The sequence below is a fragment of the Brevibacillus sp. TJ4 genome (genome assembly GCF_044627595.2).
In the GTDB taxonomy this organism is placed as follows: domain Bacteria; phylum Bacillota; class Bacilli; order Brevibacillales; family Brevibacillaceae; genus Brevibacillus.
On sequence record NZ_CP185865.1, the window covers coordinates 1,608,747 to 1,621,756 of the forward strand.

A 13,010-nucleotide genomic window follows, 5' to 3' on the forward strand; every position below is an offset into this window, starting at 1 on the left:
TTTTGTAGCGGCTACCCGATTACCCGAGCGGCAAGGAAGGCTGTTGCCCGGGAAGCTCCTCCAGGCTTTTAAAGACATATCCTTGGCGATGCGCCTCGTCGATGAACGATCCGAGCGCCTCCGTATTGTCCCTGGAGATGGAGTGAAGCAGGATGACGGCTCCGGGATGGAGTTGGGAGACGAGGTTGTCATAGGCATACTTCTTGCCCTTTTGCCTGTTGACGTCCCAGTCCTTGTAGGCGATGGACCAGAAGACATTGGTGTAGCCAAGCTCCTTGGTTACGCCCAGCATGCGATCGCTGAAAATGCCGCGAGGAGGGCGCATGAATTTCATCTCATGCTGTCCGGTCGCTTGCGCTACGGCATCTTTGACCTTGTCGAGCTCTGCCCTGATCTTTTCGTTGGAGATCGTCGTCATGTCAGGGTGACTCCAGGAGTGATTGCCGATGAGATGCCCTTCAGTCACCATGCGCTTCAAAAGCTCTGGCTGTTCCCGAGCAAAATGCCCGGTTACGAAGAAAATAGCAGGCACCCCTTTGGCTTTCAACGTATCGAGGATTTTCGGCGTAAAGCCGTTTTCATAGCCGTTGTCGAAGGTCAGATACAGCACTTTTTGCGAGGTATCTCCGAGAAAAACAGCTCCGTGCCGTTCGACAATTTGCTTGAAGCCCTCTTCGTCAATAGAGGGAAGTTTGCCGTTTTTGCTTTTTTTAAACCCGAAATGATAGGGATGATCAGAATAGGCAGCCCCGGCCTGAAGCGGCAATGTCCACAACAGGATGAAACTGCACAGTAGAATGGCTACTCGTGTACGCATGTGACCCCCTCCTACTCGTTATGTGTTGCCTCTTTATACTTGCTTGTTAGAAGTGTGTCCAACCATTTTCCGTTTATGTGTTTTTCGCGCCAGATTGCTAATCGTCTATTTTGATATAAAAGGGGAAAAGTGTGTACTAATCTATGATTGCGAGGGGACACCGGCTTATACGAGAAGCAAGATTTGATCATATAGTACTAAAGTCAACGGAGTACCGCTGACAAAAGAGGGAATATAACTGGTGCCGGAGGTGTGAGTGAATGGGGAACAACTGGCTGTTGCGGCTGAGACAGATCGTTGAAGGAGACGAAGAAATCGAGGAAATGGAAGTAAAGGTAGAGTACGAAGACGGCAGCAAACGAAAATGGACATTTGCAGAAGACGGGGTACTCATAGAAGAAGATATTGACGAGGAAGACGACGAGGACGACGAAGGCGACGAAGAAGACGAAGACGGGGATGACGAAGAGGTCGAAGCAGATAGCGACGACGAAGAAGAAGACGACGACTAATTATTTGCTAATAGTATAGTCCGGTAAAAAGATGCGTGTGACTGCGCATCTTTTTCATTTTGCTAGGGGCGCGTCTTGCAATGGAAGCCAGGAAAATCTTTGAAACCACTGGCTATTTGTCCGTTTCATGTCATTGCTTGAACGAATAGAGTACTACAAATGATTTCATTGCTTTATCGCTCTAGCACTGCAAGATGGGGGGAAGGAAATGGAAGAAGAATACCAGATAAAACCGTGGGCTACCCCGACGATGCTGAACCAGGGCGGCAAGCTATCGACTGGGATCTGCAGGTGCCGCCGGAAATTGACCAACTAGCAGAAATCGTCATGCAACAGTACGAAATGAGAGTCAGCGGTCGCACGCTGATTACCTCAAAGCCGGACAAGGGCGGGGCCATCTGGCAGATCGAGACGGACAAGGGAGCACGCAGTCTGAAATTGCTGCATCGGAATCCAGAGCGCAGCTTGTTTAGTGTCGGTTTGCAAGACTATGTCGTCAAACAGGGGGCGAGGGTACCGGCGCTCATTCCCGCAAAAGATGGGAAACTATTTGTCGAAAAGGGTGGCAAGTTGTGGATCGTCACCGACTGGATTGTCCTGGAGCCAGCGACAAAGGTAGATTTGAGCGGTGCACAGGAGCTATGTTATGGGCTGGGCGAATTTCACCGTCACACCAAAGGGTACATTCCCCCGGTGGGTGCAAAAAACTCGTCCCGGCTGTACCGCTGGCCAAATCACTATCAGAAAATCATCAAGAAAATCGGATGGATGCGGGAACTCGCCTCTGCTTATCGTGATACGCAAGCAAGCGCTGCCATTCTCGAAGTGGCCGATCGCTATGAAACCCAGGCGAAGGAAGCGCTGACACGTTTGCAGCAATCGGCGTATCCGCAGATGGTCGCGATGGGTGAGCCTTACTGGGGGCTCGTGCATCAGGATTACGGCTGGTCCAACGGCCAGAAGGGACCCGGCGGACTTTGGGTGATTGACCTCGACGGCGTCTCCTATGACCTGCCCTTCCGCGACCTGCGAAAGCTCATTACCAGCACGATGGACGATATGGGAGTGTGGGATCTTGACTGGATTCGCGGGATGATCGACGCCTATCATCAAGCCAATCCCCTTGATCTGGAATCGTACGAAGTACTGTTGATCGACATGGCGATGCCGAATGAATTTTACAAGCATTTAAAGGAAATGTTTTTCGATCCGGTCACCTTTCTCAATACCGAAGCGACTGCCATCCTGCAGCGCGTTGTCGCTACCGACGAGACCAAGTACCAGGCGCTGTCGGAGTTGGAGCGTGACAAGGCGAAGTATAAGCATGGAAACTACTCCCCGCTTGCGGTTCCAGCCCCCGCGAAAAAAGAATCCGCAGCCAGTGGTGCAAAGGACAGCAAATGGACGCTGGTTCCCGGAACTGGCAAGCAGAAGTCACTAAGCGAAACTTCCAGTCCTGCGAAACAGCCACGTCCCGCCAGAAAAGCAGAAGAACCGGTCGCAGCTGCATTTGCCTCACCCCCTGAAGAAGACAAGCAAACAGCGCAGAAACCGTTCAAGCAGCGCGTGATTGAAACGATTGAAGATCTGATTGCACAAACCAAAAGCAACTATCGCCAAAAACGTATCAATATCATTGATCTGCTTCCCTACACCAGGAAAAACACGGATAGGACCACGAAAAGCCGGACTCCCAGCAAAAAATCCGAAGAAACAGTGAAAATCCAGACTGCCAGCAAAAAATCCGAAGAAACAGCGAAAATCCAGACTGCCAGCAAAAAATCCGAAAACACTGCGAAAAGCCGGACTGCCAGCACGGCGATGCAAATGTGGAAACAATCCAGTCCAATGGAGTCACAAACAGGTGATGTGCTGACCGCCGCTACAGAAACCGCGCAAAAACAAAGAAACAAGGTTGCCAAAAGCAAACGACCGATAGCAAGTGCGCGAACAGAGAAACGGGAAAAACGGGTTGCTACCGCCAAAAAAGCCAGCAGGACTGCTGCTTCCCGCCGGCGCAATGGCTCCAACAAGCTGTCTGCCCCCCGGCTTCGGAACAAGAAGCATCCTGTTCGGAAGCGATCTGCCGCACGTGGCAGGAAAAAGCCGGGTGGTTCGCGATGAACCCTGTTCAGGAAAGGGGGAAATGATACGATGAAAATAGCGATGATCTGTACGGAAAAACTGCCTGTTCCTCCAGTCCGGGGAGGTGCCATCCAAACTTACATTGCCGGAATCCTTGGCTATCTGTCCAGGTTCTACGATCTGACTGTGATCGGAACGGCAGATCCGTCGCTGGCGAACGATGAGTACGTAGACAAAGTCCGCTACGTCCGGGTAGAAGGACATGGCATTTTTGATACGTACGCCCACGAGGTCATTCAGTTTTTGCGCAGCCATACGTTTGACATTATCCACGTTTTCAACAGGCCGCGCCTGATTCCGCTGATCCGGGAAGTCTGCCCCCATGCGCGAATCATTGCCAGCATGCACAATGACATGTTTGACCCAAGCAAAATTAGCGGGGAGCAAGCCGAGCTGGCGATCTCCCAATTGGATCGCATTGTCACCATAAGCGGGTACGTAGGGCGCGTCATCGCCTCACTCTATCCGCAAGCAGAAGGAAAATTGCGCACGATCTACTCTGGGGTTGACCTGCAACGGTTTGTTCCCTGGGGGAATTCTTCCAGTGCCAGGCAGGTTCGTCAATCGATGAGACGCCAGTACGAGCTCGACGGCAAGCAGGTCATTCTCTTTGTCGGTCGGCTGACACCGAAAAAGGGAGCGGATATTCTCGTTCGGGCAATGGGAGAGCTTAGCAAGAAACACAGCAACATCGCCCTCGTACTGGTGGGCGGAGCCTGGTACGGCGTAGACAAGGTCAGTGACTATGTAGCGTATGTCCGCGCGTTGTCCGAACGGTCTCCTGTTCCCGTCGTCACGACCGGGTACGTACCGGCTGATCAGATTCACCACTGGTTCTGGGCGGGAGACATCTTTGTTTGTCCTTCGCAATGGGAAGAACCGCTTGCTCGCGTCCACTATGAAGCGATGGCTGCAGGGTTGCCTTTTGTCACGACCAAAAGAGGCGGCAACGCAGAGGTGATCATCAATGGCAATGGTTTGCTGGTGGAACAGCCGGAGGACTTGCTGTCCTTTGCCCGTCAATTAGACAGACTGCTGTCAAACCGTGACTTGCAGCGTCAAATGGGAAGGGCGGGAAGGACTTTAGCAGAGGAGAGCTTCACATGGGAACGAGTTGCCCGGGAAGTGCGGTCCGTCTGGGAAGAAAAAGATTTGTAAATAGGCACGATCGAAACATGAATCGGATGCCCGCTTTCCAACAGGAGGGTGGGCAAATGCTTTGTAACCTGGTCAAAGCAGCGCAAACGCGGCGAACTGGCATTGCGGCCGATTAGGAAAGCAGCGGGCTGGGCAGGTGCGGGACAAGCCCGGCAATGCGATTGAGCGGGTAGATGACTCTTGTACTGGCAGACTCAGGCGTCCGGGGAATTTCCAGCTCCACAATTCCTTCGTCCACCCGTACCAATGATCCGACTCGGTAACGGCGGCTGTCTTCTCCCATCGCCGGGAGGAGGAGCTCGACGGTTTGCTTTTGTTTCAGACATTTCAGCAGCTCTTTGCGCAGACCCTGCACACTTGCTTCATCCGGATGATCATCCGCTTCGACATCGACATGGACGACAGGAGCGGGGAGTACGAGCGGCTCTGGAGCTTGCACATGGACCGTCGGCGCCTCTACCTGAACGGAGGGCGGAGATTGGGCGAACCTGAGCCGAGGTGCTGGGGTTCTTACGTGAATACGCGGTGGTCGGACTTGTACCCGAACAATCTGTGGGGACAGTTGACCCCGCCAACGCTTTCGTGCCGTACTGCGTTTATGGCGCAGGCTGGAGGCTGACTGTTTGCTTCCTTTCACGCCACAACACCTCCTTTTGTACACATGGTTCATCATATTCAACAGCACTTCCCCAGGCAATGGACAGATAACTTTAATATGGATTGTTTTGCCAGCGGCTACTTTTCCGCCAGTGCCAGGCGCAGCCCAATTGCGGCATACAGGACTGCTTTGCCGTAATTGACGTACTTGCCCACTTTCGGTCGGGCCATCAGCTTGCTGCCGACCTGCCCCGCAAAGAGAGCCACCAGCGAGAAGACGACAATGGCCTGGACCATAAAAATGACGCCGAGCAGCATCATCTGCAGCGGCTCATTTCCCGTGCCGTGCGTGACGAATTGCGGCAGCAGGGCGAGGAAAAACAAAGAGACTTTCGGATTGAGAATGTTCATCAAAACTCCCGTGCGATAGAGCTGAATCCCTTTTTGCCGGACAGGCGCTGCTGCCGTCAAAGGGGTCGCGCCGTCGCGTATCGCTTGGTAGGCGAGGTACAGAAGATACAGTGCTCCCGCGTACTTGATCAATTGAAATGCAAAGGCGGAGTTGTAAAGTACGGCGGTGATGCCGAGCGCAGCTGCCAGGGTGTGGACGATGACGCCGCTTGCCAGACCAAGGGCGGTGAGGATGCCCGCCTTTCGTCCGTTGGATATGCTTTGTGCGATCACAAACAAAATATCCGGTCCTGGCGCGAGCGTGAGCAGTACAGCGACAGCCAAAAAAGAAAGCGTAAGTGACAAGTCCATCAGCGCACCTCCATCATTTTTCCAAATTGTTCATTGTTCATATCGTAGGGCAACCGCCTCTCGGTCGTCCAGCAGGAACTGGTCGTAATTTACTAAAACCGAGTTAATTTTTCAAAAAGAAGGAAAATCGTGTATAATGGTCGGGTAGTTTACTTTTGAGATGGAGGTTTCTGCATGAATCAGCGTCCGTTTACTCCGATGGGAGTCGGAAAGCTTCTGGATCAAAGTTTTTCCTTATACCGTTCTCATTTTGGCATTTTTGTCTTGCTTGCCCTGCTTTGGATGGGGCCAGTTTTGCTGTTGCAGGACCTTACGCTGAATGACGTTACGAGAATGCCGCTGCTCTATCAGGATACAGAGAGCGAGGATGCCTGGGAAGCACTGGCTGAGAAGCTGATTGCTTCTGACGAAGTGCTGACAGATAGCATCGTGATGATTTTTGTCTATCTGCTTCTCGTCGTGCCGATTATGAGTCTGGTATCGTATCCACAGTTGCTCAGTGCCACCTTTTTCGTCGCCAAAGGGGCGATTGAAGGAGAGAGTGTCCGCTTTGGCCAGGCAGTGAAACAGTCCCTGCGCCGTTTTTGGCCTCTGGTCGGAAGTACAGTGCTCTACATGCTCATCGCAATCGGGATCGTACTCGCCTATATGGCGTTATGTGGCTTGATCGCTTTTTTGTTTATATGGAGCAACAGCGGTGCCGATCCGTTTGCGTATGCAACCGAAAGCGAATCGGTCTGGCTGGTGCTGACAATTATCGGGCTGTATCTTCTGTTTCTGGTGGGCATGGTTGTGGTCCCTGGATACTTTTTGCTGCGGTTGGGATTTTACCTGCCATTCGTCGCGCTGGGGGAAAGCGCCCCGGGTTTCGGCAAGAGCTGGGAGGTTACCAAGGGCAATTTCTGGCGGCTGTTTGGCATGTACATGGTCGTGATGATTCTGTATTCGATGTTTTTCGGAGGATTGCAGGTAGTCATTACAGCCGGAATGGGTGTTTCAATCCTCAGCACGCTGCTTTTGCTGATCGCAAACTGCCTGTTGATGCCTTGGGGGATGATCGTCTATACTCTCGCGTACCTCGACTTGCGCGTGCGCAAAGAAGGGACCGATCTGGAGATGATGCTTGCCGAACCGGCAGCAGAACTGGCGGCAGCCGTGCCGACCACAAGCCCGGGAGAGCGACATGAGTAGCTCGTCGCAATGGGCAAGCGACAAAGCACGCTTGCAGGAAATACTGTCGCGGGACGAATTTGTCGATTTGGAGAAAGCGGATGGTCCGGGCTTGCTGGAGCGCGTGCTGAATGTGGTATTGGACGCGATCGCCGATATGTTTGCTGGCACCGAGATTCCCGACGGGGCGGCTTCTGCCATTTCTACGGGGCTAGTCGTGGCCACGGTGATTGGTCTTTTGGTACTGATCTTCTGGCTGTCCAAAAAAGTGATCTGGAAGCCTGCGAGAAAGCGAATGCCGCTTGTCGGCGAGGAAGCGATGCGCGGCAGTGTGGAGTATCTGCAGGAGGCCAAACGGCTGGGAGAGGCGGGAGAGTGGCGGGAAGCAGTCCGTTATCTCTTTTTGGCGCTTCTCTTTTCCATGCAGGAAAAGTCGTGGATTCGCGTCGAGCCGTGGAAGACCAACTGGGAATACGCGGCCGAGCTTCAGTACAACTACCCGCAGGCAGTCAGTATGTTTCGCCGCCACGCCCGGCTTTTTGAAAAAGTATGGTACGGTCAGGGACAACGGGAAGACCAGCTTTTTTGGGCGCATGTCCAGGAATTAGAGGAAAGCTGGCGCGAGGAGGGACGTCATGGGTAGCTTGCGAACCTATCGCCTGGCTTTGGTAGTCTCCGTCTGCCTTTTGATCGGCATCGGCCTCTTCGTGCTCAAGCCTGACGCAGATCAGGCAGCGCCTTACGCAGCGACATCGGCTCATCCGAACGGGAGCAAGGCAATCGTCATGTTGTTGGAAGAAAAGGGAAGACAGGTGAAGGAGTGGCGTATGCCGATGGGCTTTTTGCCCGATCAGGGTGGGCAGGCGCTGATCTCGCTGGAACCGGCTGACATCTCGGAGCAAGCGATAGACGAGATGCTCGACTGGGTATCCCAAGGAAACGATCTGCTGGTGTTTGCACAATGGCCGGTTGAGTGGTGGGAATTTTCGCTGACGGAAGTCCAGCACGAGGCCGGGCATGCAGTAGACATTCACGGTCCGCTGTTGCAGCAGGGCAGCAAAGGAATGCCCGTATCGTCCTACCGGTTGGAAGCGGAGGCGGATATGGAGGTGCTGCTCGCCGACGAAGAGGGAATTCTCGCCGGGCGCAAACCGTATGGAGAAGGATCGATCAGCCTGTTTGTGGTGCCGGAATGGATGACCAACCGAAACATCGCCGCACTGTCGCATTTTGAGGCGGTCTGGCCTTACCTGCAAGAAGACTGGTCCGTCATCTGGATGGATGAGTACCATCACGGCGACCGCGTCCGACCGGGCATTTTCGCCGTGTATCCGGGCTGGCTGCTTGCAGGCTGCATACAGCTTTTTCTCGTGCTGCTGCTGTACCTCTGGTGGCGCGGCAAGCGCTTTGGACCGGTCTACACGCTGCGGGAGTGGACCGTTCGCCGCGGCGATGAGACATTGCTTGCTGTCGCGAGCTGGTATGAACGCAAAAGGCTTGCCCGCGATGCCTTGAGCCATCGGGAAGCGTATTTGCGGCAACTGTTGTACGAGCGCTGGGGAATTCATACCCGCGCTGAGATTCCTGAAATTATCCAGGCAGCGCGAAGCAGATGGAACGAAAACGATACGGCAAAGCTCATCGAAGTTCTGCAACGGATCGAGCAGGCGAAGGCGGATACGTCCTACACGCCGAAGCGGCTGCTGGCGGATAGCCTGTTCCTCGATGAAGTCACGAAACGCCTGGAGAAGGAGTGAGAGAGATGGAAAAATTACTGGAAGCGATGGAAAAAGAGGTCGTCGGACAGCAGTTCAATATCCGCTTGCTGGTAGCGGCATTGCTGGCAGGGGGACATGTGCTGCTGGAAGGCGTGCCGGGCGTTGGCAAGACGAAAATGGTTCGCACCCTTGCAGCGCTGATCGGCGGAGAGAGCAAGCGGGTACAGTTTACGCCTGACCTGATGCCGAGCGACATCATCGGAAACGCCGTGTTCAATATGGAACGCAACCGCTTTGAGACGATCAAAGGGCCAGTCTTTGCCAACCTGCTGTTGGCGGATGAAATCAACCGGACGCCGCCAAAGACGCAAGCGGCGCTCCTGGAGGCGATGGAGGAGCGTCAGGTGACAATTCACGGCGTGACCTATCCGTTGCCGGAGCCGTTTTTTGTCGTCGCCACGCAAAACCCGATCGAATACGAAGGTACGTATGTACTGCCGGAAGCGCAACTGGACCGCTTTTTGTTTCAATTGAAATTTTCCTACCCTGCCCACGAGCAGGAGCGGCGCATTTTGGCCCAGCATTTGGCTGCCACCCCTGCAGTTTCTGGGGCGAGTCAGCCATTGTACACGGTGGAAGATATCGTGGCAGAACGCAAAAAGCTGCAAGAAATCGTGGTCGATGATTCCATTCTCGAATATATCACCACGCTGATCCAAAAGACGCGGGAGAGCAAGCGGCTGCTTCTCGGAGCAAGTCCGCGCGCGGGCATTGCCGTGCTGATGGCAAGCAAGGCATGGGCCCATCTGGACAACCGCACATACGTCACGCCGGACGATGTCAAACTGGTGGCCAGACCGGCATTGCGCCACCGCTTGATCCTCGCGCCGCAAGTGGAATTGGAGGGAGGTACCAGTGACCACATCATCGACGAAACCTTGGCGGCGATTCCGGTACCTCGCTGATTTTCTGCGCGACCGCTTTGTGCTCCCGACGCGGCGTCTGCTCTGGCTCATGCTGCTGGGAGTGCCGCTGGCGATGCTCGGATTTGTCCTGGGCTTCGGCTACGCGCTGTTTTGGATCTACAATGGACTGCTGCTCGCTGCCAGTGCCATCGATTGGCTGACGATCCCGAAAAAGAAACAGCTTTCACTTTCCGGACAGCTTCCGGCGCAGGCGGACATTGGGCAGAGCATTCCCGTTCAGTTGGAGCTTGTCAACGCGGGAGAGCAGGCGATCCGCTACGAGCTGATTGATGATTTGCCGTACTCGTTCGAGGAGATGACCCCGATTCGCGGCACACTGGAAAAGGGCTGGAAGCAGCTTGGCTATACGACCCGCGCTGCGGAGCGGGGCAGGTACGAGCTGCGCTGGGCTTATGTGCGCTGGCAAGGGCGAATCGGACTGTGGCAGCGGCAGAGCAGGTTTGCCTGCGAACGGTCGATCCGCATCTATCCCGACCTGTCACAAGTGCGCGGGTACCTGGCTTCCTTGCAGGAGAGTTTGATTGTCGACGGGACCAAACTGCTGCGTCGGGCGCGGACGGGTTCCGATTTTCACGCTATTCGCGAGTATGTGCCTGACGACGATCCGCGTACGATCAACTGGTCCGCCTCTGCTCGCAGCCGCCGCCTGATGGCCAACCAATACCGTCCGGAACAAGGCAAGGTCGTGACGATCATGCTTGACTGCGGACGCTTGATGGGCGTGGAGCTGGACGGCAAGACGAGGCTGGACACCTCACTGGAAGCAGCGCTGACCCTGGCTGCTGTCGCATTGAAGCAAGGAGACCAGGTGGCGCTTTTGGTTTATTCCCATGAGATCAAGACGTATGTACCGCCCGGAAAAGGGCTTGCCCACCTGCATACGCTGATTTCAGCCGTCTATGACGTGCGCAGCGAATTCGTCGAGTCCGATCCGGTCAAGGCGCTCACCTATCTGCATCAGCAGCAAAAAAGACGGAGTCTGATCGTGCTGTTTTCGGATATGGAGAATTACTTGTTGGAAGACCAGATGAGCGGATATTTGTGGAGGCTGCGGCGCTCCCATCTGTTCCTGCTCCTGTCGCTGGCGGACCCGCTGCTGCACGCGTGGAACAGCGTCGAGACGAAGAACAGCCGACACGCCTTCGTGAAGGCACTGGCGCAGCGTTTTCAACTGGATCGCAAAGGCTTCCAACAAAAAATGACCGGCGCAGGCATCCAGGTGCTGGATGTTCCGGCCGATCAATTGACATTGCAAGTGGTCAACACTTATTTGGAGATCAAGTCGCGAGAGGCGCTCTGATCGTCCTGGCGTTTTTTGCGGACACCGACTGCGTACCAGAGAACCAGCAGCAGCAAGGTGATTCCGGCGACGCTGTACTTGGCCTCCAGGGACAACGTCGTGGACGGGGTAATGAACCCTTCGATCAATCCGGCGATGACAAACAAGGGAAGGGTGGCGAGCAGGAGCTGCCCCGATTCCTTTGCCGCCTCCAAAAACTGATGCCTGCGGGAGTAACGACCGGGCACCAGCATCCGATAGCCCATGTACAGTCCGGCTCCACCGGCGATAAAGATCGCGGTCAATTCGATGATGCCATGGGGCAAAATGTAAGCCCAAAATGCGTAGCCGCTCCCGAACTGGTGGTAGACCGCAGCCAAGGCTCCGACCAAAAGGCCGTTGAACAGCAGCAGGTAGATCGGGAACAGCCCGAAGGTCACTCCACTGACAAAGGCGAGAATGGCGACGCGGATGTTGTTGGTCATAATCATCGTCGAAATCAGCGGATTGTTCAGTGTATCGTGCCCTTCTCCCAGGCTGGCAGGGTCGATATACTCAGCCATGCCATCCGGGAGTACAAAATAGAGGTTGAGCGGGTCATTTGCGACGGCGATGAAGCCAAACAGACCACCGAGACAAAACAAGCCGGCGGCGACGGCGATGAACCATATCCGCTTTTGCACCAGTTCGATGGCATGCGTCCCGAAAAAGTGGGCTAACTGCTGCCAGCTCCCCGAGCGCTGCTTGTAGGTCAGGTTGTGGGCGCGCGAGACGAGTTGGTTCAGATAGAGCGCCAGATCGTCTGCGGGATAGTGAGAGCGTATGTAGGCGAGATGCGCCGACGTCTTTTTGTACAAGAGCGTCATGCGATCGATGTCGGAGGCGCTTACCTTGCGCGATTTTTTCTGAAAGGCTTCGACCAACTGCTCGAGTTCGTCCCAGGTGGCCTTGTGGGTATGCCAAAACGAGGTGAGATCCATTTTTGCGAAAGCCTCCTCATTTATACGTAAAAATGAAAGGGTGAAGGAAATCCGGCATGGAGGAAATGACACAGATCAAGCACCGGGAAGTTTCCGTAGTTACCCCGGAACACGTCCAGCTTCGCTTTCAGACGGCGGGTCTGGGAAGCCGGGCAGCCGCCCAATTGATTGACGGATGTATCCTGTTCCTGGTTAATCTTACATTAATACTGCTTTTTAGTATAGTTGCAATTGATGATTTTTCATTTGCCCCAAGCGCAGATTCGACGGTAACCGAAGTCGCACTGGCGATCTTCCTGATTCTTTTGTTTTTGATCAACTTCGGTTATTCGCTTTTGCTGGAGGCGTTTTGGTCCGGCCAGACCGTGGGCAAGCGGCTGATGAGACTTCGCGTCATTCGCGACACCGGGCAGCCGATCACGTTTCTTTCGGCAGTGCTGCGCAACCTGTTTCGCATCGTCGACATGCTGCCCAGCGGCTATTTCCTCGGTGCCCTGGTCGTCTTTTTCCACCCCAAAGACAAGCGGATCGGCGATTTGGTCGCGGGTACGATCGTCGTCTCGGAAACCGGGGCAACAGCGGCACTGTCGCGCAAGAAGCAAAAAGCTGGCGAAGCGTATACCCCCCTGGAGCTTACCGATGCCCAGCGGCAGGCAATCACACGGGAGGACTGGCAGTTGCTCTCATCCTTTATCGCGCGCCTTTCCTCGCTTGCTCCCGACAAAAAGAGCGAGCTTGGCAAGCAGATCGCGCAGCGTCTGAGTGAAAGACTCGGCTGGAGCGACCGCAATCAAGTGCAGGACGATCCACTGCTGTTCCTGCAGCAGTTGCACCACCAGCTCCAGCAGGACTGGCAGCTCGGGAGAAAAAGCTAGCCACTCAATAT

Annotated in this window: 13 protein-coding genes; 9 read left to right on the forward strand and 4 right to left on the reverse strand. The window is 54.6% G+C overall.

Translation table 11 applies throughout. The features are described from left to right. Positions 1–19 precede the first annotated feature (19 nt). A complete protein-coding gene (pdaA, locus tag ACAF76_RS07715) occupies positions 20–817 on the reverse strand; it encodes a delta-lactam-biosynthetic de-N-acetylase (protein WP_400163348.1) in 798 nt (265 codons plus the stop codon). A 260-nt stretch (positions 818–1,077) separates the two neighbouring features. Between pdaA and ACAF76_RS07720 the strand changes: the two genes are divergently transcribed. The 3 genes from ACAF76_RS07720 to ACAF76_RS07730 all read left to right on the forward strand — a co-directional run bounded on the left by ACAF76_RS07720 (position 1,078) and on the right by ACAF76_RS07730 (position 4,632). Then, positions 1,078–1,329: a DNA primase gene (locus tag ACAF76_RS07720; protein WP_400163349.1), complete on the forward strand. Its 252-nt coding sequence runs from the start codon at positions 1,078–1,080 to the stop codon at positions 1,327–1,329. A 234-nt stretch (positions 1,330–1,563) separates the two neighbouring features. Beyond that, entirely contained in the window at positions 1,564–3,453 is a 1,890-nt protein-coding gene (locus ACAF76_RS07725) for a CotS family spore coat protein (protein WP_400163350.1), read from the forward strand. Positions 3,454–3,483: 30 nt separating this feature from the next. Next, positions 3,484–4,632 carry a glycosyltransferase family 4 protein gene (locus tag ACAF76_RS07730; protein WP_400163351.1) on the forward strand — a complete coding sequence of 383 codons (1,149 nt, stop codon included), beginning with the start codon at positions 3,484–3,486 and terminating at the stop codon, positions 4,630–4,632. A 112-nt stretch (positions 4,633–4,744) separates the two neighbouring features. Here the strand turns inward: ACAF76_RS07730 and ACAF76_RS07735 are convergent, their stop codons facing one another. Both ACAF76_RS07735 and ACAF76_RS07740 read right to left on the reverse strand, forming a co-directional pair. Beyond that, a complete protein-coding gene (locus tag ACAF76_RS07735) occupies positions 4,745–5,269 on the reverse strand; it encodes a hypothetical protein (RefSeq protein WP_400163352.1) in 525 nt (174 codons plus the stop codon). Between the two features lie 98 nt (positions 5,270–5,367). Next, positions 5,368–5,991 carry a LysE family translocator gene (locus tag ACAF76_RS07740; protein WP_400163353.1) on the reverse strand — a complete coding sequence of 208 codons (624 nt, stop codon included), beginning with the start codon at positions 5,989–5,991 and terminating at the stop codon, positions 5,368–5,370. A gap of 174 nt (positions 5,992–6,165) precedes the next feature. Here ACAF76_RS07740 and ACAF76_RS07745 point away from each other — a divergent pair, with 174 nt between their 5' ends. Genes ACAF76_RS07745 through ACAF76_RS07765 form a run of 5 tightly spaced genes read left to right on the forward strand, consistent with a single transcriptional unit; the run spans position 6,166 to position 11,165 of the window. Then, positions 6,166–7,182 carry an ABC transporter ATP-binding protein gene (locus tag ACAF76_RS07745; RefSeq protein WP_400163354.1) on the forward strand — a complete coding sequence of 339 codons (1,017 nt, stop codon included), beginning with the start codon at positions 6,166–6,168 and terminating at the stop codon, positions 7,180–7,182. Further along, positions 7,175–7,804, forward strand: a complete 630-nt coding sequence (locus ACAF76_RS07750; RefSeq protein ID WP_400163355.1) for a DUF4129 domain-containing protein — start codon at positions 7,175–7,177, stop codon at positions 7,802–7,804. Before ACAF76_RS07745 ends, ACAF76_RS07750 begins: the two co-directional genes overlap by 8 nt. Then, positions 7,797–8,918, forward strand: coding sequence for a DUF4350 domain-containing protein (locus ACAF76_RS07755; RefSeq protein WP_400163356.1), 1,122 nt, complete (start codon positions 7,797–7,799; stop codon positions 8,916–8,918). The genes ACAF76_RS07750 and ACAF76_RS07755 overlap by 8 nt, the downstream gene beginning before the upstream one ends. A 5-nt stretch (positions 8,919–8,923) precedes the next feature. Continuing rightward, positions 8,924–9,844: an AAA family ATPase gene (locus ACAF76_RS07760; RefSeq protein ID WP_400163357.1), complete on the forward strand. Its 921-nt coding sequence runs from the start codon at positions 8,924–8,926 to the stop codon at positions 9,842–9,844. Then, positions 9,795–11,165, forward strand: a complete 1,371-nt coding sequence (locus ACAF76_RS07765) for a DUF58 domain-containing protein (RefSeq protein WP_400163358.1) — start codon at positions 9,795–9,797, stop codon at positions 11,163–11,165. The genes ACAF76_RS07760 and ACAF76_RS07765 overlap by 50 nt, the downstream gene beginning before the upstream one ends. On the opposite strand, the gene ACAF76_RS07770 is transcribed toward ACAF76_RS07765, so the two are convergent. After that, positions 11,132–12,124, reverse strand: coding sequence for a stage II sporulation protein M (locus tag ACAF76_RS07770; RefSeq protein WP_400163359.1), 993 nt, complete (start codon positions 12,122–12,124; stop codon positions 11,132–11,134). The genes ACAF76_RS07765 and ACAF76_RS07770 overlap by 34 nt on opposite strands. A 56-nt stretch (positions 12,125–12,180) precedes the next feature. Between ACAF76_RS07770 and ACAF76_RS07775 the strand changes: the two genes are divergently transcribed. Beyond that, positions 12,181–12,999 (forward strand): RDD family protein, encoded by an 819-nt coding sequence (locus tag ACAF76_RS07775; RefSeq protein WP_400163360.1) that lies wholly within the window; start codon positions 12,181–12,183, stop codon positions 12,997–12,999. The last annotated feature ends 11 nt before the right edge of the window (positions 13,000–13,010 follow it).